This window comes from Acidovorax sp. LjRoot194, from assembly GCF_964253015.1.
Taxonomy (GTDB): Bacteria; Pseudomonadota; Gammaproteobacteria; order Burkholderiales; family Burkholderiaceae_C; genus Acidovorax.
Genome location: NZ_CAXUQB020000001.1, coordinates 3,495,934 through 3,516,106 on the forward strand (window position 1 = coordinate 3,495,934; position 20,173 = coordinate 3,516,106).

Genomic DNA, 20,173 nt, shown 5'->3' on the forward strand with positions numbered 1-20,173 from the left:
AAGCTAGGCCGCGTTGGATGTCACCCCAGGGGGCCTTGCAGCCTCTGCCCGAGGGCATCGATCCCGGCTTCGAGTACGCGCCAGGCAATGCACGGCTGCGCAGCGCCATCCCGCCCGAGCGCCCCGATCCCATCGGGGGCGGCCCGAGCAGTTCGGGCAGCGTGGGCCTGCCCAACCGCCGCCCATCCGACCCGCTGCCGCCGCCCCGGCCGCTGCCCGCTTCGGTGGTGCTGCCCGCTGGCATGGCGCCCCAGGACTACGTCGGCGCGTTCCTCGAGCGCTTCGGCGCCACGCTGGCCGAGCCCGCCATCGTGCGCGACGTGATCGGCGAGCGCCTGGTGGTAGGTGCCCAGTTGTTCCAGGACGCGCAGGGCGGGTGGAAGGTGCTCACCCTCGGCCGCAAAGCCACCTGGGCCGAGTTCGCCCAGGCCCACCCCGACAAGATCAAGCAGCAAGGCACCAGCGTGTTCGACCCGGTGCTGTGCGAGCTGGTCTACCGCTGGTTCTCAGCGCCCGGCCACCTGGTGCTAGATCCTTTCGCTGGCGGGTCGGTGCGCGGCATCGTCGCGGCGGCAACAGGCCGCGCCTATGCGGGCGTAGACCTCCGCGCCGAGCAGATCGAGGCCAATGACGCCCAATGGGCCCAGCTCGGCCAACCCGGCCTGCCTGCACCGCGCTGGGTGCAGGGCGATGCGCTGGCGGTGCGCCGGACTCTGCCTGATGTGCAAGCCGACCTCCTGTTTTCCTGCCCGCCCTATGGCAACCTGGAGCGATACAGCGACGACAAGGCAGACCTGTCCACAATGCGCTATCCACGCTTCCTGCGCACCTACCGCCAGATCATCAAGGAGGCCGTGGCCATGCTGCGCCAGGACCGTTTCGCCTGCTTTGTGGTCGGTGACATCCGGGACACCCAGGGCCTGTACCGTGGATTCGTGAGCGACACGATTGCCGCCTTCCGCGATGCAGGTGCGCGGCTCTACAACGAAGCCATTCTGGTCACCCAGGCGGGCTCGCTGCCGATCCGGGTGGGGAAAGGCTTCGAGATATCGCGCAAGCTGGGCAAGACGCACCAGCATGTCCTGGTTTTCGTGAAGGGCGACCCCCAGCGCGCGACGGCGGCCTGCGGAGCGGTGCGCTGATGCTCCCGGCGCCCGTGGTTGAGCAGCATGCGGGCGTCCTGGTGGTCCGAGACGACTTGCTGCCAGGCGGCACCAAGATGCGCGCCATCTTGCCGCTGATGCAGACACAGGCGGCGGCCGAGTTCGTGTATGCGAGCCCGGCCCAAGGCTACGCCCAGGTAGCCCTGGCGCACTGCGCACGCCTGCTCGGGCGCCGGGCCACCGTGTTCACGGCCGCCCGCAAGGTGCCACACCCGTTGACCGTGGCGGCGGCCGACGCTGGAGCGGCCGTGGTGCCGGTGCCCTGTGGCTATCTGTCGGTGGTTCAGGCCCGCGCTCGGACATACGCGGCCGAGCGCGGCGCCTACCTGGTCCCCTTTGGCGCGGAGGACGCTGCAAGCCTGCGCGCTATCGCCAAGGCTGCGGCGGCCACGGGCCTGCAGCCCGCCGAGGTATGGAGCGTGGCGGGCTCGGGAGTCCTCACACGGGCGCTGCAGCTCGCGTGGCCGACCGCCCGATTTGTGGCGGTGGTGGTGGGTAGGGAGGGGTGCGATACCGGCCGAGCGAGGCGGATATTGCATCCGCTGCCCTTTGGCCGAGCGGCACAGGTGCTGCCGCCTTTCCCAAGCGCGGCGGGCTACGACGCCAAGGCCTGGGAGTACATACGCGCCGAGGCGGGGCCTGGCGCGTTGTTTTGGAATGTGGGGGCGTGAGAGGGGCGATCAGGCAAAGCGCTCACGCAGGGCCGCATGACCGGCCTCTTTGGCCGCTTCGGGGTCCACGCCAAGCTGAGCCATCCACCGAGGGTTCGTGTAGGCCGTGCGGGCGTCCAGGATCGCATCGCGGTGCTTGTCCAGGCGGGGGAAAGATGCAGCCAAGCGGACGGCGTCAGCCCAGCGGCCAGCGGCCATGTGCTCGCGAACCAGAGAGGCTTTGGATTGGGGGGCGATGGTCATTGCGGGGGCTCCTAAAAGTCGGTCGGACTCTAGGGAAGACCTCCGCTAATTGCGAGTCAGGAGTTTTGCTGATGGCTGTTTAGATGTCTGTAAACAGAAGCGTGCCAATCAGACTTTTTTGACCTCCACCCCCTCCACACGAACGCGCCCCTCACGCGCATGCTATGCATACACCGCCCCCCCCAACCTGAAAGAGGGCAACTGATAGAGCTTCTGCGCCTTTTCTTCTGCGCCGAGCAGCGCTGCACGTAGATCGGGACGCAGCCTCATGAAGGGCCCCCAGTGGGCAAGTCTCCAATTTGACTGCTCTGAGAAAGGGTCACCGAGGATGAATATCGCAGCAAGTACTTCGGTCGCGCAATCGCGAGTGCGGTGATCTTCTCTCAGCAAGCCCCAGAACTTGAAACGCAGGGGACCAGAGGGCAGGACTATTGGCATAGAGCCTCCATGTTGAACTGGAGGCCCATGGTGCAGCCAAAGCCAGGGCCGAACAAGCGCGAACCTGAGAGGGCGAGGTGGGGTACACCGCGTCGTCAGTTAACTTGTTGCAATTTCATTTCAGTGGGTGTAACGCGAACCGCGAGGATTTATCGCACGCATGCGGTCCAAGTTTTCGCGGCGCGCTTCACAGCACTGCCCCCGCATACCCATAGAAACCCAGACGTTTATTAAGAATAATTCGCGTTTGGTTTTATCATCCGGGTGTTACAAACCCCGAAAGACGCATCCATGTCGAAGACCGTGAAAGCCCTGCTCTGCACCTGCGCACTGGCCGCCGCCGCTGGCGCCGTTTCTGCCCAGGAGCAGGTCGTGAACCTCTACTCGGCCCGCCACTACTCCACCGACGAAGCGCTGTACACCGGCTTCACCAAGGCTACCGGCATCAAGATCAACCGCGTGGATGCGGACGACGCAGGCATCCTGGCCCGCCTGAAGGCCGAAGGCGCGGCGTCCCCCGCCGACGTGATCCTGCTGGTCGATGCCGCCCGCCTGTACAAGGGCGAGGTGGACGGCCTGTTCCAGCCCGTCAAGTCCCAGGTGCTGAACGACGCCATCCCTGCCAACCTGCGCAGCACGCCCACCGCGGACGGCAGCATCGCCTGGTACGGCCTGTCCACCCGGGCCCGCGTCATCGTCTACAACAAGATCAAGGTCGAAAAGGCCGACGTCGACACCTACGAAGAGCTGGGCGACCCCAAGAACAAGGGCAAGCTGTGCATCCGCTCCGGCTCGCACCCGTACAACCTGAGCCTCTTCGGCGCCGTGACCGAGCACCTGGGCGAGCAAAAGGCCGAGGCCTGGCTCAAGGGCATGGTGGCCAACCTGGCCCGTCCTCCCAAGGGCGGCGACACCGACCAGATCAAGGCCGTGGCCTCGGGCGAATGCGATATCGCCGTCACCAACAGCTACTACCTGGCGCGCATGATGCGCTCCAACAAGCCCGAAGACGTGGCCGTGGTCAACAAGGTGGGCGTGGTGTTCCCCAACCAGGAGTCCTGGGGCACCCACCTGAACATCGCCGGCGGCGCCGTGGCCAAGCACTCCAAGAACCAGGCCAACGCCGTCAAGTTCCTGGAATACCTGGCCAGCCCCGAAGCGCAGAACTACTTTGCCAACGGCAACAACGAATGGCCCGCCGCCAAGGGCGTGGCGCTGGACAACCCCGCACTCAAGGCCATGACCAACAACAAGCCTTTCAAGAGCGAAACCATCCCGATCAGCGCCGTCGGCGCCAACGTGACCAAGGTGCAGCAGATGCTGGACCGCGTGGGCTTCCAGTAAGTCGAAACATAAGCAGCCCCTGCCCGCAGCCGCCCTGGCTGCGCGCGGCAGCCCCCAGCAGCCCGGTAACGCCGGGCTGCTTTTTTTGCGCCGGCAAAGCTGCAAGGCACAGCGGCACATCGGCCATAATTGACGTTTACGTTAACGTCACTTACAGGAGACACCTCATGGAGATCAAGGGCAAGGTATTCATCGTCACCGGCGGCGCATCGGGCCTGGGCGAAGGCACGGCGCGCATGCTGGCCGCGCAGGGCGGCACGGTGGTCATCGCCGACATGCAGGCCGACAAGGGCGAAGCCGTGGCCCGCGACATCGGTGGCGCCTTCGTGAAGTGCGACGTGAGCAACGAGGCCGACGGCCAGGCCGTGGTGGCCAAGGCCGTGTCCCTGGGCAAGCTGATGGGCCTGGTCAACTGCGCCGGCATCGCACCGGCCGAGAAGACCGTGGGCAAGAACGGCGCGCACGCGCTGGCCGTGTTCAGCAAGACCGTCACGGTCAACCTGATCGGCAGCTTCAACATGATCCGCCTGGCCGCCGAAGCCATGAGCAAGAACGAGCCCGAGGCCACCGGCGAGCGCGGCGCCCTGATCTCCACCGCCAGCGTGGCCGCCTACGACGGCCAGATCGGCCAGGCGGCGTATGCAGCCTCCAAGGGCGGCGTGGTGGGCATGACCCTGCCCATCGCCCGCGACCTGGCCCGCAACGGCATCCGCAACATGGCCATCGCCCCCGGCATCTTCGGCACGCCCATGCTGTTCGGCATGCCGCAAGAGGTGCAGGACGCACTGGCCGCTGGCGTGCCATTCCCCAGCCGACTGGGCACACCGCAGGACTACGCCAAGCTCGTGCAGCACATTTTTGAGAACGACATGCTCAACGGCGAGGTGATCCGCCTGGACGGCGCGATCCGCCTGGCGCCGAAGTAATTCACCCCTTGAGTCGCTTCGCGCCTCGGTGCCCCCGCCAGAAGCGCTGGCTCTTCGGGCACATCCAACGCCGCGCAGCAGGCTTGGAGCCGCGGCCCTCGGCCCCCTCTCGTCTCGCTGCGCGAGTGGAGAGGGGGCGCTCCCTGAGCACGTAAGCAAAGCGCCGCCTGCGCGGCTTGGCGGCCCTCGCGCGGGAGCACTGGCTTTGGTCGCGCCAGTGTCAAGAGTCGGCTACCGCGCTTCTTGCCCGAGCCCCCAAGCGCAGCAGCAGCGCCATCGATGCCGCACACACCAGTGCCGCCACCGCAACCGACATCCATAGCGCTGCCGCCGCACCATACCCATCCATGACCGCCGCATAGACCACCGGCGCACAGGCCGACAGCACAAAGCCGGGTGCGACCAGACGCCCGACGAACGCGCCGTAGGTGCGGTGGTCGAACAGCACCAGCGGCAGCGTGCCGCGCGCAATGGTGAGCAGGCCATTGCACGCACCGTACAGCAGCACGAACACCCAGGCCGCAGCCAACACCTGCCCCGAGGCTGCGCCTGCAAGGAAGGCCAGCGGCAGCAGCGCGCAGGCCAATGCCCCCAGTGCGAGCGGATGCAGCCTGGCGCCGAACAGCACCTCGGCCACCCGTGCCGCCGACTGGCCCACGCCGCGCAGCGATGCGACGCCCACCGCCAATGGCAGCGCCAGGCCCAGGCCTGCCAGCAGCCCCACCAGGTGCGCCGACATGCCTGCATTCAGAAAATTCACGAGCGTCGTCATCGCGGCAAAGAGCCCGGCCGCGAGCGCGCGCTCGGCCCCTTCTCGGGCCAAGGGTTCGGGGTGCGCGGGCAAGGCCGCTGCGGCAGCTGGGTCGCCGTCGCTGAATGCGGCCGCCGGGCCCGGCAGCGCCAGGTGCAGCGGCACCGTCAGCAGTGCCAGCCCTGCATACACCAGCAAGGCCACGCGCCAGCCGGCCCCGTCCGCCATGGCATGCCCCAGCGGCCAGAAAGCCGTCGCCGCCAGGCCGCCCAGCAGCGTGATCTGCGCCATGGGACGGCGCGCGTGCGGCCCCGCCCAATGGGCCAGCGCCGCAAAGGCTGCGTCGTACAGCGTCAGGCGCATCGCCAGTCCCATCACCGCCCACGCGGCGTAATACAGCACCACCCCATGGGCGGCGGCAAGGCCCAGGCAGCCAGCGGCCAGCCCCAGCGATCCCCACACCATCACCCGGCGCCCACCCCACCGGTCCACCCAGCGCCCGGCGGCGGCAGAGACGCACCCCATCACCAGCAATGCCACGGCGAAGCCGCCATGCACGGTGGTGCGCGCCCAGCCCAGGTCCTGCACCATGGCCTCGCCCAGTGCGCCGATCAGGTAGTACGAAATGCCCCAGCAGATGAACTGCGAAACTCCCAGGCACAAGACCACGCGACCGCTCAGGTGCGGAGCGCGCGCCGCGGTGGCCGCGCCGCCGGCAAGGCCTGGCACTACGCCACCCCGCGCGTTCCGGGTGCTGCACCACCCGGTGCGCGGGCCGGCAGCGCGCCATCGCCGACGCCCAGCGGGCGCTGCATCAGCACGGTGTCCAGCCACCGGCCTTTCTTGAAGCCCACCGAACGCAGTGCACCGATGCGTTCAAAACCCATGCGCGCATGCAGCGCCAGGGAGCCAGCGTTTTCGTCGCCCTGCCCGACCACGGCGAGCATCTGGCGCCACGGCCCGGCCTCGCACTGCCGGATGACCGCGCCCAGCAGCGCCGCGCCGAGGCCACGCCCCGCAAGGCCCGGCGCGACGTACACGGAATCTTCCACCGTGTGCCGGTACGCCGAACGGGCGCGGTACGGCGTGGCGTAGGCAAACCCGACCACCTGGCCCTCCAGCTCTGCCACGAGATAGGGGAGCCCTGCAGCCAGCACCACCGCGTGGCGCGCGCGCAGGTCGTCGACACCGGGGGGCACCTCTTCGAACGAGGCCAGCCCATGCAGCACATGGTGTGCGTACAGCGCCTGGATGGCCGGCAGGTCGCCGTCGTGTGCGGGGCGCACGGCGCATGCCTTGGAGGGCGCTCCGCCCGCAGCGCCGGGCGCCGAAAGCCCGGCCGGGGTGCCTGCGGAGAGAGAAGACAAGGAAGATGGGGTGGGCGTCAAGGTGTGCATGGCTGTCAGTGTGGCCAGATCCTTGCCATAAAAGAAGCTTTCTCAATTTATGCAAAGTATGAGAAATTCTTTGGCATGGAACGCATCAACCTCGACCAATTGCACGGCTTTGCCACCGCCATCGAACTGGGCAGCTTTTCTGCCGCGGCGCAGCGCCTGGACCTGACCCAGCCGGCCGTCAGCCTGCAGGTGCGCCAGTTGGAAAAGCGCCTGGGCACCGTGCTGATCGAACGGGTCGGCCGGGTACTGCGGCCCACGGCAGCGGGCGCCGAGTTGCTGACGCATGTGGGGCGCATCGATGCCGCCGTGAGCGAGGCGATCGACGCCGTGTCGCGCCATGCCGACGGCAGCACCGGCCGCGTGCGCCTGGGCACGGGCGCCACGGCCTGCATCTTTCTGCTGCCCCCGGTGCTGCGGTCACTGCGGAAGCGGTTTCCGGGCCTCGACATCACGGTGAGCACGGGCAACACCGCAGACATCGTGCAGGCGGTGGAGGGCAACCTGCTGGACCTGGGCCTGGTCACGCTGCCCGCCAGCGGGCGGATGCTGGAGGTGATACCCGTGCTCAAGGACCCCTTCGTCGCCATTGCGCCCCAGGGCACGGGGCTGCCCGCACGCGTCACCGCGAGGGAACTGGCGCGCCACCCGGTACTGCTCTATGAGCCCGGCGGCCAGACCCGGCGCCTCGCGGACGCCTGGTTTGCGCGGGCCGGCGTGGCGCTGCAGCCTGCCATGTCGCTGGGCAGCGTGGAGGCGATCAAGGAGCTGGTCGCTGCAGGGCTGGGCTGCGCCGTGCTGCCGGGCATGGCGGTGCAAGGCGCGCACCGTGGACATGGCGGACATGGCGGCACGCTGGAAGTGCGGCCCTTGTCGCCACCCCTGCGCCGCACGCTGGCCGTGGTGATGCGCCGGGACAAAAAGCTGCACTGGGGGTTGCGCGAGACGGTGGCAGCGCTGCGTGCGGTGGAATGAGGAGGTGATGGCAGGTGTGGGTCGCGTGCCATTGGCTTGGAGCGCATGCAGAAGCGCCACGGCAAGCACACCCCCCTGGACCCGCACCGGAAAACCCAAGGCCGAACGCGGCCACATCCAACAACGGGATTACCCAGCGGCAGAAAATCGCCACCGCCATGTTACGCGGTCCGCCTTTACGGTCTGCCATTTATCGGTGCCGAGGTTTTACCACTGCGCATACGGTAGAAAAACAGGCAGGCAAAGAAAAACGGACTGCAGTCATGAAAACTGCAGTCCGTTTATTTTTGATCACCCCACAACAAAATCTGCTGCGTGGCGAAAATCTGGCGGAGTGGACGGGACTCGAACCCGCGACCCCCGGCGTGACAGGCCGGTATTCTAACCAACTGAACTACCACTCCTGGCAGGCAGCTTTCGCTTGCATTCTTCAACACAAGCCAAGCGCTACAACTTGGCGACCCTACGGGGATTCGAACCCCGGTACTCACCGTGAAAGGGTGATGTCCTAGGCCTCTAGACGATAGGGTCAAAACCTTGGAACTAACCGAACTCAAATTGTGGTGGAGGTAAACGGGATCGAACCGATGACCTCTTGCATGCCATGCAAGCGCTCTCCCAGCTGAGCTATACCCCCACGGATCTCTGGACGAATCCAAAGAAAAACCCTTGCACATCAAAGACCTGCAAGGGCTTTTGACTGGCGGAGTGGACGGGACTCGAACCCGCGACCCCCGGCGTGACAGGCCGGTATTCTAACCAACTGAACTACCACTCCTGGCAGGCAGCTTTCGCTTGCAACGATGTCTTCACATCACACAAGCCAAGCGCTACAACTTGGCGACCCTACGGGGATTCGAACCCCGGTACTCACCGTGAAAGGGTGATGTCCTAGGCCTCTAGACGATAGGGTCAAAACCTTGGAACTAACCGAACTCAAATTTTGGTGGAGGTAAACGGGATCGAACCGATGACCTCTTGCATGCCATGCAAGCGCTCTCCCAGCTGAGCTATACCCCCACTGAATGACTCTCAACACACTGTGTTTGTTGTCATCATCTGAGCCTTGAATTATAGACAGATTTTTAGCGGTTTCGCAAACGCGCTACAACTTTTTCACGTCCGACCAATTCCAGCACTGCATCGACCGATGGCGTGTGGGCCGTGCCCACCGTCAGCACGCGCGCGGGCATGGCCAGTTGCGGCATCTTCAGGCCCTGGCTCGTCAGCACCTGCTTGAACGTTGCGCTGATGGATGCCTTGTCCCATTCGCAGGCCGACAGTGCGTCCGCCAGTGCGTCCAAGGCGGGTGCGATGGCTTCAGTCACATGCTGGGCCCGCTCGGCGTCCACCGGGGTCACATCGCCGTAAAACACCTGCGCCCAGTCAGTCAGAGCGACCGTGGTGTCGCAGCGGTCCTTGAACAGTGCGCAGATGCGCACCAGCCGGCCGTCGGCCAGTGCCTCGGCAGAAACGCCACGCTTTTGCAACTGCGGCGCCACCAGGGCGGCCAGCGCATCGTCGGCCAGGGCCTTGATGTGCTGCGCGTTCACCCAGCGCAGCTTGGCTTCATCAAACTGGGCAGCGCTGCGGCCCAGGTGGTCCAGGTTGAACCAGGCCAGAAACTGCTCGCGGCTGAAAATCTCGTCGTCACCATGGCTCCAGCCCAGGCGCGCCAAATAGTTGACCATGGCGTCGGGCAGGTAGCCTTCGTCACGGTACTGTGTGGCGGGCTTGGCGCCGTTGCGCTTGCTCATCTTCTCGCCCTGCTCGTTCAGCACGGTTGGCAGGTGGGCGTACACCGGTGGCTCTTTGCCGAGTGCGCGGAAGATGTTGATCTGGCGCGGCGTGTTGTTCACATGGTCGTCGCCGCGGATCACATGGGTGATGTCCATGTCGATGTCGTCCACCACCACGCAGAAGTTGTACGTCGGCGTGCCATCGGGGCGTGCGATCACCAGGTCGTCCAGTTCGTCGTTGCTGATCTCGATGCGGCCCTTGACCTTGTCGTCCCAGGCGACCACGCCGCCCTGCGGGTTCTTGAAGCGCAGCACGGGCTGCACGCCTTCGGGGATGACGGGAAGCGTCTTGCCGGGCTCGGGGCGCCAGGTGCCGTCGTAGCGGGGCTTTTCCTTGGCGGCCATCTGCTTCTCGCGCAGGGCATCAAGCTCGGCAATGCTCATGTAGCAGGGGTAGACCAGGCCCGTGGCCTTGAGGTCTTCGAGCACGGCGCGGTAGCGGTCCATGCGCTGCATTTGGTAGAACGGGCCCTCGTCGGGCTGCATGTTCAGCCACTCCATGCTCTCCAGGATCACGTCCACCGCCACCTGGCTCGAGCGCTCCACGTCGGTGTCTTCGATGCGCAGGATGAAGTCGCCGCCCATGGCACGCGCAAACGCCCAGGGGTACAGCGCCGAGCGGATGTTGCCCAGGTGGATGAAGCCGGTGGGCGACGGTGCGAACCGGGTGCGCACGCGGCCGGTCGTGGGGGTGGAGGTGTTGTTCTGGTCGGTCATAGTCTTGCTGGGTGGGCCGCCCTGCCCTGGCAAATGCCGTGGGTGCGCAGGCGGCGGTCAATGCCAAATGATAAATGCCGTGCCGCGGGTGGATTTCCGCAGGCCTGAAACGGCACGGGCGCCCCGACCGATCGGCGCGCCCATGGGCGGATGTTCAGTGAGCAAAGCGCGCGGTGCACAAAGCGCCGCACCAAAAACTATCCTGCGGATTTGGATTCAGCCGGATAACTAGGCGGGGAGCCGCAGACAGTGCTGTAGCACGGCAAGGCTCCGGAGCGACGTTAGCCGGTTGAAGGCAAATCCGCTTCACGCATCCTGGGCGTTGGGAAGCGCCAGGCGGGAGGTGTCTTCCTCGTTTTCTTCCACCCCTACGCGGCCTTCGTTCAGGCGTGCGATGTCTTCGGCGGTGATGTCGCCCGTGACGTAGGTGCCGTCAAAGCACGATGCGTCAAAGCCGACGATGGACTTGTTGAGCGAGCCTATGGCGCGCTTCATGCCGTCCACGTCCTGATAGATCAGGGCGTCGCAGCCGATGGCCTGGCGGATTTCTTCCACCGTGCGGCCATGGGCCACCAGCTCGCTGCTGGTGGGCATGTCGATGCCGTACACGTTGGGGTAGCGCACCGGTGGCGCGGCGCTGGCCAGGTAGACGTTGCGGGCACCGGCGTCGCGCGCCATCTGCACGATCTCGCGGCTGGTGGTGCCGCGCACAATGGAGTCGTCCACCAGCAGCACGTTGCGGCCCTTGAACTCGCTGGCGATCACGTTGAGCTTCTGGCGCACGGACTTCTTGCGCACGCCCTGTCCCGGCATGATGAAGGTGCGGCCCACGTAGCGGTTCTTCACGAAGCCCTCGCGGTACGGCACGCCCAGCAGGTGCGCCAGCTGCGTGGCGCTGGGGCGGCTCGACTCGGGGATGGGGATGATTACGTCGATCTCGCTGGGCGGCACGGTGGAGACCACGCGCTTGGCCAGCGCTTCGCCCAGGTTCAGGCGCGCCTGGTAGACCGAGATGCCGTCCAGCACCGAATCGGGACGTGCCAGGTAGACGAACTCGAAGATGCAGGGGTTGAGCTGCGGGTTCTCGGCACACTGGGCCGCGTGCACCGTGCCGTCGAGCGTGATGAACACGGCCTCGCCGGGTTCGACGTTGCGCTCGAACACGTGCGAGGTGCCTTCCAGGGCCACCGATTCGCTGCCCACCATGACGTTGCCGTCCGCGCTGCGGCCAATCGCCAGCGGGCGGATGCCGTGCGGGTCGCGGAAGGCCAACAGGCCATGGCCGGCGATCATCGCGATCACTGCGTACGAGCCCTTGATGCGCTTGTGCACGGCGCGCACGGCGTCGAACACGTTTTCGGGCCGCAGCGGTACGCCTGCAGTGGCGCGCTCCAGTTCGTGCGCGAACACGTTGAGCAGCACTTCCGAGTCGCTGTCGGTGTTGGTGTGGCGGTGGTCGGTCTGGAACAGTTCCGTGCGCAGCGTCTGGGCGTTGGTCAGGTTGCCGTTGTGCACCAGCACCAGGCCGAACGGCGCGTTCACGTAGAAGGGCTGGGCCTCTTCCTCGCTGTAGGCATTGCCGGCGGTGGGGTAGCGCACCTGGCCCAGGCCCACGCTGCCGGGCAGGGCCCGCATGTTGCGCGTGCGGAACACGTCGCGGACCATGCCCTTGGCCTTGTGCATGAAGAACTTGCGTCCCTGCTGGGTCACGATGCCTGCTGCGTCCTGGCCGCGGTGCTGCAGGAGCAGCAGCGCGTCATAGATCAGCTGGTTGACGGGCGTTGTGCTGACGACGCCGACGATTCCACACATAAGTTTTTTCCATCCGTTTGCGGGAACAGCCCCGCGGTAATGACACAACGGCAGCTTCTGGCCGCCGCCACGTCGATATCCACCTCAGGAAGGCAGATGCCTTCCAAATTCTTCCGGTAACGCAGGTTTCAACCCCTTGAGCAACTCGGCCAATACCGGCGCGCCCCAGGATTCCTGCCACCAGGGCGCCTCATGCATGGGCGTGAGGCCCGCCACCACGGCCACAGCCAACAGCAGCACCAAGCCCCTGAGCACCCCGAACACTGCGCCCAGCGTGCGGTCTGCCGGTCTGAGCCCGATGGCCTCGACCAGCTTCTTGGCCAGCCAGGTCAGAAAACCGCACACAAATACCGACCCGATGAAAACCACCGCGAATCCGGCGGCATACCGCAGCGACCCCGCCGACTCGCCCATGGGGAGCAACGCCGCCATATCGTCGGCAAACCACTGCGCCACAAAAAACGACACCACCCATCCGAGCAGCGACAGCACCTCGAACACCAGGCCCCGCCACGCGCCGATCAGCATCGACGCCAGCAGCACCGCCACAAAGATCCAGTCCAGGGCTGCCACGGACACGCTCAATCAATCAGTCAATGAATCAGTTAGCCGTCGGCCAGATCAACCTGAGCGCGACTCACAGCGCCAGCACCGACGCAGACAAGTCCAGCGCCTTGATGCGGGCCGCCGCCTTGTCGGCCTCGGCACGGTCCGAAAACGGTCCGACGCGAACCCGCGTGCGCTTGCCGTCCTTGGTGTCCACTACCTGGGTATAGGTTTTCATGCCAGATCGCTCGACCTTGGTGCGCGCCTCGCGGGCCTTTTCGGCGTCGGCAAAAGCACCCACCTGCACGATGAACCGGCTCTCGTCGGTCTTGACCGCTGCGGCCGCCGCAGCGGGCTCGGCCTGACGGCCTTCGAGCAGCGCACGGGCGCGGGCCGCGTCATCGGGCCTGGTGGCCGGCTTGTGCTCTGGCGCAGGTTTGGGTTCGGGCTTGGGTTCTGGCTTCGCTTCAGGCTTGGCGGGCGTGGCAGCGGCCACTGCAGGCTTGGAGGCCGCCGGGCGCGATGATCCTTGCACCAGTTCTTCGCCGTCCGTCAGTCCATTGCCGGGCGAGGCGCTGCGGGAGGGAGCGGATGCGGGTGTCGGGCGCTGGGCAGGCGCAGCAGTTTCCGCAGCCGACGGTGTCGCGGGCCTGGCTGCAGCAGGGGCCGCAGGCGCCTGTGCCACCGGGCCGGGCACCACCAGCGGTGCGACCTTGTTGCGGTCGGGAATTTCGATGGGAATGTCGACCGGAATCGGCCGCGGCTGCGTGTCGAACAGCATGGGAAAGCCGATGACGCCCACCAGCACCAGCACGGCCGCACCGATCAGGCGGTGGCGGGCACGCCGGCGCATCACTTCGATGCTGTCGGCCTGAGGGGCACGCGGACGCTTGGCGGGCTTTTCGGCCGGCGCCTGCTCACTCTGACCGGGCCAGCGAAACTTGAAAAATGCCATGGAGTAACGACTCGTTCGGACCTCGGATGCGCCCCTATTGGCCCAGATGTTTGGCGTGCAGGCGGGGTGTTCCGTTGATCAGCACACCGCCCACCGTGTAAAACGAGCCAAAGACCACGATTCTATCAGCGGGGTCTGCCGCCTCGACCGCCGCCTGCAGGGCTGCCACGGGGTCTGCGTGCAAGCTCGACTCCACAGCGCGGCGCCCGCCCGCCACCATGTGCACGGCGTTCCATTTCTGCTGCAGCACGGCCGCCGTCTCGGCCCGGGGCGTGGGCAGGTTGGTGAAGTACCAGCGGTCGATCAGCGGCCCCACCTTGGCCAGCATGGGCGCCAGATCCTTGTCGGCCATGGCTCCGAAGACGGCGTGGGTGGTGGGAAAGAACCCCATCGCATCCAGATTGGCCGTGAGCGCCGCCACCGAGTGCGGGTTGTGCGCCACGTCCAGCACCAGCGTGGGCTGGCCCGGCACGATCTGGAAGCGGCCGGGCAGCTCGACCATAGCCAAGCCGTTGCGCACCGCCTGGGCGGTGACGGGGATGCGCTCGCGCAGGGCCTCGAACGCCGCCAGCACGCCCGACGCGTTGATCAGCTGGTTGGCGCCGCGCAACGACGGGTAGGCCATGCCGGCGTAGCGGCGGCCCCGCCCGGCCCAGCTCCACTGCTGCTTGTCGCCCGAAAAGTTGAAGTCCTGGCCAAAGCGCCACAGGTCCGCGCCGATCTCCAGGGCATGGTCCACCACGCTCTGCGGAGCCATCGGGTCGCTGACCACCACGGGGCGGCCGGTGCGCATGATGCCGGCCTTTTCGCGGCCAATGCTCTCCCGGTCGGGGCCCAGAAACTCGGTGTGGTCGATGTCGATGCTGGTGATGATGGCGCAGTCGGCATCGATCACATTCGTGGCATCGAGCCGCCCGCCCAGGCCCACCTCCAGGATGGCCAGGTCCAGGCGCGACTGGCTCATCAGGCGCAGGATGGCCAGCGTGGTGAATTCAAAATACGTGAGCGAAATTTCATCGCCGTTTTGCACCCTGGCGCTTTCCACGGCAGCGAAGTGCGCTATCAAATCAGAAGCACCCACGATCTCGCCATGGATGCGGCAGCGTTCTTCAAAGTGCACGAGGTGGGGCGACGTGTACACCCCCGTGCGGTAACCGGACTGCAGCGCCACGGCCTCCAGCATGGCGCAGGTGGAGCCTTTGCCGTTGGTGCCCGCGACGGTGACTACGGGGCAGTCGAAACGCAGCGCCATGCGCTGGGCCACCTCGCGCACACGGTCGAGGCCCATGTCGATGTTGCGGGGGTGCAGCTGCTCGCAGTGGCGCAGCCAGTCTTCCAGAGTGTGATGGGTGGTGTGCATACAGGGCGGGATTGTCGCCCACCGCGCAATTGCCGGATGATGTGCGCCATGACAACCTCACACATCACTCTCTACGGCATTCCCAACTGCGACACGGTCAAGAAATCCCGCGCCTGGTTCACGGACCAGGGGCTGGAGCACGTGTTCCACGACTTCAAGAAACAGGGCGTGCCCGCCGACCGGTTGCCCGGCTGGATGAACGCCGTAGGCTGGGAAAAGCTGGTCAACCGCCAGGGAACCACCTGGCGCAAGCTCGACTCTGACACCCAGTCGGCCGTGAAGGACGAAAGCAGTGCCAGCACCCTCCTCCAGGCCCAGCCCAGTGTCGTCAAGCGCCCGGTGGTGGAGTGGCGCCAAGGGGGCAAGACCCATGTTTCAGTAGGTTTTGTGCCTGATCAGTGGCTGGCTTGGCGCGGCGAGAGCGAAAAAGCCTGAATCAATGCGTGAAGACCGGAGATATCGCACAAATCTTTACGCAGATTTACGGCTCCACGGCCCGGAATTGACCTCGCAGGCCTAAACTTTTCCACAGTCTGGTGCGTTATGTACCGACCAGAAAGGAGTTTCTCCATGAAAAAGATCGTCATTTTTTCCGCCATCGCAGCCATTGCCACGGTGGCCAGCGCCCAGGAACAGGGCCGCGTGCTGTCGGCCACGCCTGTCGTGCAGCAAATCGCCACGCCCCAGCAGGTCTGCGGCAATGAAACCGTCTACAACGGCAACCGCACCACCGGCGCTGGCGCCGTAGTGGGCGCGATTGCCGGTGGTGCAGCCGGCAATGCCATCGGCAAGGGCAGCGGCCGTGCGGCCGCCACAGCCATCGGCCTGATCGGTGGCGCCGTGATCGGCAACCAGATCGAAGGCGGCCAGCCGCAGTACCAGAACGTGCAGCGCTGCCAGACCGAGACGTACTACCAGAACCGCACCGTGGGCTACGACGTGGTCTATGAATATGCCGGCCGCCAGTACACCACCCGCACCCAGCATGACCCAGGCCGCTGGATTCCGGTGAGCGTGCAGCCCGGTCAGACCTATTCCACGCAGCCCGACCCGTATGCGCAGCAAGGCGTGTACAGCCAGCCTGGCGTGGTCACGTCGACCTACCCGGTGCAACCTGTTTACCAGCAGCCCACGTACGTGACGCCCCCCGTCACGGTGATCGAGTACGGGTACGACCGCCCCTACCACCACCGCAACCCTTACTGGCGCTAAGCCCCTCGCAGGGCCCGCTCGGTAGCCGAAGAGAGCCCTTTGAGGGCTCTTTTTTCATGGCCTTTGCAAACCCGCCGCGCCGCACGGCACAGACACCGCGAGCGCGCTGGCGGGCAGGCCACGCCCCCTACCCTAAAATCGCGGGTTTCCTCCAACCCAAACCAGCGCATCCATGACCACCGAAAAAATCGACGGCGTGTCCGTCACCACCCAGGCCAACGTGTACTTTGACGGCAAGTGCGTGAGCCACGGCATCACCTTCCCTGATGGCACGAAGAAGTCGGTGGGCGTGGTGCTGCCCGCAACGCTGACGTTCAACACCGGCGCGCCCGAAATCATGGAATGCGTGGCGGGCTCGTGCGAGTACAAGCTCGACGGCACCGACAGCTGGGTGAAGTCCGCGGCGGGCGAGAAGTTCAGCGTACCGGGCAACTCCAAGTTCGACATCCGCGTGGCCGAGGCTTATCACTACATCTGCCACTTCGGCTGATCCGCCCTTCACCCTCGACGACGACTACGGACACCGCAATGGCCACCATCCTCCAAAACCTGCCCACCGGCCAGAAGGTCGGCATCGCCTTCTCCGGCGGCCTCGACACCAGCGCAGCGCTGCACTGGATGAAGCTCAAGGGCGCCGTGCCCTACGCCTACACCGCCAACCTGGGCCAGCCTGACGAGCCCGACTACGACGCCATCCCCCGCAAGGCGATGGAGTACGGCGCCGAGAAGGCCCGCCTGATCGACTGCCGCGTGCAGCTGGCGCATGAAGGCATTGCCGCCCTGCAGGCCGGCGCCTTTCACATCAGCACCGGCGGCCTGACCTACTTCAACACCACGCCCCTGGGCCGTGCCGTGACCGGCACCATGCTGGTGGCGGCCATGAAGGAAGACGACGTCAACATCTGGGGCGACGGCTCGACCTTCAAGGGCAACGACATCGAGCGCTTCTACCGCTACGGCCTGCTGACCAACCCGTCGCTCAAGATCTACAAGCCCTGGCTGGACCAGCTGTTCATCGACGAGCTGGGTGGCCGGGCCGAGATGTCGGCGTTCATGACGCAAGCGGGCTTCGGCTACAAGATGAGCGCCGAGAAGGCCTACAGCACCGACAGCAACATGCTGGGCGCGACGCACGAAGCCAAGGACCTGGAGTTCCTGTCCAGCGGCATCCGCATCGTGAACCCCATCATGGGCGTCGCGTTCTGGAAGGACGATGTGGCGGTCAAGGCCGAAGAAGTCTCGGTGACCTTCCATGAAGGCCAGCCTGTCGCCCTGAACGGCAAGGAGTTCAACGACCCGGTCGAGCTGATCCTGGAAGCCAACCGCATCGGCGGACGCCACGGCCTGGGCATGAGCGACCAGATCGAGAACCGCATCATTGAAGCCAAGAGCCGCGGCATCTACGAGGCCCCGGGCCTGGCACTGCTGCACATCGCCTACGAGCGCCTGGTGACCGGCATCCACAACGAAGACACCATCGAGCAGTACCGCATGAACGGCCTGAAACTGGGCCGCCTGCTGTACCAGGGCCGCTGGTTCGACCCCCAGGCCATCATGCTGCGCGAAACCGCCCAGCGCTGGGTGGCGCGCGCCATCACCGGCACGGTGACGCTGGAACTGCGCCGCGGCAACGACTACTCCCTGCTGAACACCGAATCGCCCAACCTGACCTACGCGCCCGAGCGCCTGTCGATGGAAAAGGTCGAAGACGCGCCGTTCAGCCCGCTGGACCGCATCGGCCAGCTGACCATGCGCAACCTGGACATCTCGGACACGCGCAACAAGCTGGGCGTGTACGCCAAGTCCGGCCTGCTGTCGCTGGGCGGCAACGCGGCCCTGGCGCAGCTGGATAACGACCGCAAGTGAGGCCCAGGTGGGTGCGGCACCGGAGAGCAATCCCGGCCGCCCCACCCCACCCACCTGCCACGGTGCCACGGAGCACGGCTCCCCAGGCTGCACCAGTGTTCCCTAAGCACAAAAATAGCCCCTACCGCTTGATAGACAAGCGCTAGCAGCTATCAAATAAATAGCAAAGCCACCGATCAACAGATCCGGTGGCTTTTTTCATGGTGAGGGGCTCCGTGCACCCCTACCCGGCTGGGGCACCGCCAGGCCGAACGCGCTACACCACCACCGGCTCAGGCTCCAGCCGGATGCCGAAGCGCTCGTACACGCTGGTCTGGATCGCCTTGGCCAGGGTCATCACCTCGCCGCCGGTCACGCTGTCGGCGCCCCGCCCCCGATTCACCAGGACCAGCGCCTGCTTTTCGTACACGCCCGCCTTGCCGATGGACTTGCCTTTCCAGCCGCAGGCGTCGATGAGCCAGCCGGCGGCCAGCTTGATGCTGCCGTCCGGCATGGGGTAGTGCACGATGCGCGGCTCGCGGGCGATGATGTCGGCGCACTGGTCGGGCGAGACCGTGGGGTTCTTGAAGAAGCTGCCGGCGTTGCCCACCACCGCGGGGTCGGGCAGCTTGGCGCGGCGAATCTCGCAGATCCAGTCGAAGATCTGCTGGGCGGTGGGCTGCTGCACATTCTCGTCGGCCATGCGCCGCTCCAGGTCCACGTAGCCCAGCACCGGCTTCCAGGGCTTGGGCAAATGAAAGCGCACATGGGTGATGACGGCCCGCCCTTCCAGACCCATACCGCGCGGCAGGCCGTCCGCGCCCACGGCGTCCGAGGGTGCGCCGTGTTTGAACACCGAGTCCCGGTAGCCAAAGCCGCACTGCGCCGCATCGAGCGTGAAGGTGCGGCCTGTCGCCAGGTCGATGGCGTCCAGGGACTCGAACCGGTCCTGCAGCTCCACGCCGTAGGCGCCGATGTTCTGCACGGGCGATGCACCCACCGTGCCCGGGATGAGCGCCAGGTTTTCCAGCCCCGGAAAGCCGTTCGCCAGCGTCCAGGCCACGCAGTCGTGCCAGGCCTCGCCGGCGCCGGCCTCCACGATCCAGGCCTTGGGCGTTTCCTCGACCAGGCGCAGACCCTTGATCTCCATCTTGAGCACCACGGGCTTCACGTCGCCGGTCAGGATGATGTTGCTGCCGCCGCCCAGCACGAACTTGGGGGCGGGCGCCAGTTGCGGGTCGGCCAGCACGGCCAGTACATCCGACGACGCGTGGATGCGCACCAGGGTCTGGGCGCGCGCAGCGATGCCAAAGGTGTTGCAGGGCTGCAAAGGGGCGTTTTTCTCGACTACCATTGGCCCGATTGTCGCATCGGGCCTTGCGTGCCCCCTGCCCACACCCCCTGTTTCCCCGAGATTGATTGAGAGTAGTCACCATGCCATCTTTTGACACCGTCTGCGAAGCCAACTTGGTCGAAGTGAAGAACGCGGTCGAGAACACCGCCAAGGAAATCGCCACCCGTTTCGACTTCAAGGGCACATCGGCCAGCATCGAAATCAAGGACAAGGACATCACCCTGGTCGGCGATGCCGACTTCCAGCTCACCCAGATCGAAGACGTGCTGCGCAACAAGCTCACCAAGCGCAATGTGGATGTGCGCTTTCTGGACATGGGCGACGTGCAGAAGATCGGCGGCGACAAAGTCAAGCAGGTCATCAAGGTGAAGAACGGCATCGAGAGCGAGCTGGCCAAGAAGATCCAGAAGCTGCTCAAGGAGAGCAAGCTCAAGGTCCAGGGCGCCATCCAGGAAGACAAGGTGCGCGTGACCGGCGCCAAGCGCGACGACCTGCAGGCTGCCATGGCGCTGATCCGCAAGGATGTGACGGACGTGCCGCTGTCGTTCGACAACTTCAGGGACTAGGCCTGTGTGGCAACCCCCTGAGGCGCTGCGCGCCTTTCCCCTTCTCTCGCGCTTTGCGCGGGAAGGGGGACGACGCCAGCGCGGCGGGGCGGCCCTTGCGCG

19 protein-coding genes and 6 tRNA genes are annotated in these 20,173 nt (G+C 65.8%); 10 read left to right on the forward strand and 15 right to left on the reverse strand.

Annotated features, from left to right (window positions below; all coding sequences use genetic code 11):
• Nucleotides 1–35: 35 nt before the first annotated feature.
• Both ACSQ3N_RS15705 and ACSQ3N_RS15710 read left to right on the forward strand, forming a co-directional pair.
• Nucleotides 36–1,142, forward strand: coding sequence for a hypothetical protein (locus tag ACSQ3N_RS15705; RefSeq protein ID WP_056171781.1), 1,107 nt, complete (start codon nucleotides 36–38; stop codon nucleotides 1,140–1,142).
• On the forward strand, nucleotides 1,142–1,834 hold the full coding sequence (locus ACSQ3N_RS15710; RefSeq protein ID WP_056171783.1) for a hypothetical protein: 693 nt from the start codon (nucleotides 1,142–1,144) through the stop codon (nucleotides 1,832–1,834). The genes ACSQ3N_RS15705 and ACSQ3N_RS15710 overlap by 1 nt, the downstream gene beginning before the upstream one ends.
• Before the next feature lie 9 nt (nucleotides 1,835–1,843).
• Here ACSQ3N_RS15710 and ACSQ3N_RS15715 read toward each other — a convergent pair whose 3' ends face one another.
• On the reverse strand, nucleotides 1,844–2,077 hold the full coding sequence (locus ACSQ3N_RS15715) for a hypothetical protein (RefSeq protein WP_056171785.1): 234 nt from the start codon (nucleotides 2,075–2,077) through the stop codon (nucleotides 1,844–1,846).
• A 729-nt stretch (nucleotides 2,078–2,806) separates the two neighbouring features.
• Here ACSQ3N_RS15715 and ACSQ3N_RS15720 point away from each other — a divergent pair.
• Nucleotides 2,807–3,859 (forward strand): extracellular solute-binding protein, encoded by a 1,053-nt coding sequence (locus ACSQ3N_RS15720; RefSeq protein ID WP_056419255.1) that lies wholly within the window; start codon nucleotides 2,807–2,809, stop codon nucleotides 3,857–3,859.
• Nucleotides 3,860–4,026: 167 nt separating this feature from the next.
• Complete coding sequence (locus ACSQ3N_RS15725; RefSeq protein ID WP_436146750.1) at nucleotides 4,027–4,785, forward strand: 3-hydroxyacyl-CoA dehydrogenase; 759 nt, start codon at nucleotides 4,027–4,029, stop codon at nucleotides 4,783–4,785.
• Between the two features lie 220 nt (nucleotides 4,786–5,005).
• Here the strand turns inward: ACSQ3N_RS15725 and ACSQ3N_RS15730 are convergent, their stop codons facing one another.
• A complete protein-coding gene (locus ACSQ3N_RS15730) occupies nucleotides 5,006–6,265 on the reverse strand; it encodes an MFS transporter (RefSeq protein ID WP_436146751.1) in 1,260 nt (419 codons plus the stop codon).
• Nucleotides 6,265–6,903: an N-acetyltransferase family protein gene (locus tag ACSQ3N_RS15735; RefSeq protein ID WP_436146752.1), complete on the reverse strand. Its 639-nt coding sequence runs from the start codon at nucleotides 6,901–6,903 to the stop codon at nucleotides 6,265–6,267. Before ACSQ3N_RS15735 ends, ACSQ3N_RS15730 begins: the two co-directional genes overlap by 1 nt.
• Nucleotides 6,904–7,008: 105 nt before the next feature.
• On the opposite strand from ACSQ3N_RS15735, the gene ACSQ3N_RS15740 reads away from it, so the two are divergent.
• The gene (locus tag ACSQ3N_RS15740) at nucleotides 7,009–7,905 is read left to right on the forward strand and encodes a LysR family transcriptional regulator (protein ID WP_436127852.1); all 897 of its coding nucleotides are present in this window, start codon (nucleotides 7,009–7,011) and stop codon (nucleotides 7,903–7,905) included.
• Nucleotides 7,906–8,232: 327 nt separating this feature from the next.
• On the opposite strand, the gene ACSQ3N_RS15745 is transcribed toward ACSQ3N_RS15740, so the two are convergent.
• The 11 genes from ACSQ3N_RS15745 to folC form a co-directional block, all read right to left on the reverse strand.
• A tRNA-Asp gene (locus ACSQ3N_RS15745) sits at nucleotides 8,233–8,309 on the reverse strand.
• A gap of 51 nt (nucleotides 8,310–8,360) precedes the next feature.
• Nucleotides 8,361–8,436: transfer RNA gene (locus ACSQ3N_RS15750), tRNA-Glu, on the reverse strand.
• Nucleotides 8,437–8,466: 30 nt separating this feature from the next.
• Nucleotides 8,467–8,542 (reverse strand) — tRNA-Ala (locus ACSQ3N_RS15755).
• A gap of 64 nt (nucleotides 8,543–8,606) precedes the next feature.
• Nucleotides 8,607–8,683: transfer RNA gene (locus ACSQ3N_RS15760), tRNA-Asp, on the reverse strand.
• Nucleotides 8,684–8,743: 60 nt separating this feature from the next.
• Nucleotides 8,744–8,819: transfer RNA gene (locus tag ACSQ3N_RS15765), tRNA-Glu, on the reverse strand.
• A 30-nt stretch (nucleotides 8,820–8,849) separates the two neighbouring features.
• Nucleotides 8,850–8,925, reverse strand: a tRNA-Ala gene (locus tag ACSQ3N_RS15770).
• A 65-nt stretch (nucleotides 8,926–8,990) separates the two neighbouring features.
• Nucleotides 8,991–10,421, reverse strand: a complete 1,431-nt coding sequence (gene gltX / locus ACSQ3N_RS15775) for a glutamate--tRNA ligase (RefSeq protein WP_436146753.1) — start codon at nucleotides 10,419–10,421, stop codon at nucleotides 8,991–8,993.
• 306 nt (nucleotides 10,422–10,727) lie between these two features.
• A complete protein-coding gene (gene purF, locus ACSQ3N_RS15780; RefSeq protein WP_436146754.1) occupies nucleotides 10,728–12,233 on the reverse strand; it encodes an amidophosphoribosyltransferase in 1,506 nt (501 codons plus the stop codon).
• An 84-nt stretch (nucleotides 12,234–12,317) separates the two neighbouring features.
• On the reverse strand, nucleotides 12,318–12,806 hold the full coding sequence (locus ACSQ3N_RS15785) for a CvpA family protein (protein WP_056172235.1): 489 nt from the start codon (nucleotides 12,804–12,806) through the stop codon (nucleotides 12,318–12,320).
• Nucleotides 12,807–12,870: 64 nt separating this feature from the next.
• Nucleotides 12,871–13,734, reverse strand: coding sequence for an SPOR domain-containing protein (locus ACSQ3N_RS15790; RefSeq protein ID WP_436146755.1), 864 nt, complete (start codon nucleotides 13,732–13,734; stop codon nucleotides 12,871–12,873).
• Between the two features lie 34 nt (nucleotides 13,735–13,768).
• Entirely contained in the window at nucleotides 13,769–15,094 is a 1,326-nt protein-coding gene (folC, locus tag ACSQ3N_RS15795) for a bifunctional tetrahydrofolate synthase/dihydrofolate synthase (protein ID WP_436146756.1), read from the reverse strand.
• A gap of 48 nt (nucleotides 15,095–15,142) precedes the next feature.
• Here folC and ACSQ3N_RS15800 point away from each other — a divergent pair, with 48 nt between their 5' ends.
• The 4 genes from ACSQ3N_RS15800 to argG all read left to right on the forward strand — a co-directional run bounded on the left by ACSQ3N_RS15800 (nucleotide 15,143) and on the right by argG (nucleotide 18,172).
• Nucleotides 15,143–15,529: an arsenate reductase gene (locus ACSQ3N_RS15800; protein WP_436146757.1), complete on the forward strand. Its 387-nt coding sequence runs from the start codon at nucleotides 15,143–15,145 to the stop codon at nucleotides 15,527–15,529.
• 135 nt (nucleotides 15,530–15,664) lie between these two features.
• A complete protein-coding gene (locus ACSQ3N_RS15805) occupies nucleotides 15,665–16,306 on the forward strand; it encodes a glycine zipper 2TM domain-containing protein (protein ID WP_436146758.1) in 642 nt (213 codons plus the stop codon).
• Between the two features lie 172 nt (nucleotides 16,307–16,478).
• The gene (locus ACSQ3N_RS15810) at nucleotides 16,479–16,796 is read left to right on the forward strand and encodes a pyrimidine/purine nucleoside phosphorylase (protein ID WP_436146759.1); all 318 of its coding nucleotides are present in this window, start codon (nucleotides 16,479–16,481) and stop codon (nucleotides 16,794–16,796) included.
• 38 nt (nucleotides 16,797–16,834) lie between these two features.
• Nucleotides 16,835–18,172 (forward strand): argininosuccinate synthase, encoded by a 1,338-nt coding sequence (argG, locus tag ACSQ3N_RS15815; RefSeq protein ID WP_396504554.1) that lies wholly within the window; start codon nucleotides 16,835–16,837, stop codon nucleotides 18,170–18,172.
• Between the two features lie 256 nt (nucleotides 18,173–18,428).
• On the opposite strand, the gene murB is transcribed toward argG, so the two are convergent.
• On the reverse strand, nucleotides 18,429–19,505 hold the full coding sequence (murB, locus tag ACSQ3N_RS15820; RefSeq protein ID WP_436146760.1) for a UDP-N-acetylmuramate dehydrogenase: 1,077 nt from the start codon (nucleotides 19,503–19,505) through the stop codon (nucleotides 18,429–18,431).
• 80 nt (nucleotides 19,506–19,585) lie between these two features.
• On the opposite strand from murB, the gene ACSQ3N_RS15825 reads away from it, so the two are divergent.
• Nucleotides 19,586–20,071 carry a YajQ family cyclic di-GMP-binding protein gene (locus ACSQ3N_RS15825; RefSeq protein WP_056171806.1) on the forward strand — a complete coding sequence of 162 codons (486 nt, stop codon included), beginning with the start codon at nucleotides 19,586–19,588 and terminating at the stop codon, nucleotides 20,069–20,071.
• Nucleotides 20,072–20,173: the final 102 nt, after the last annotated feature.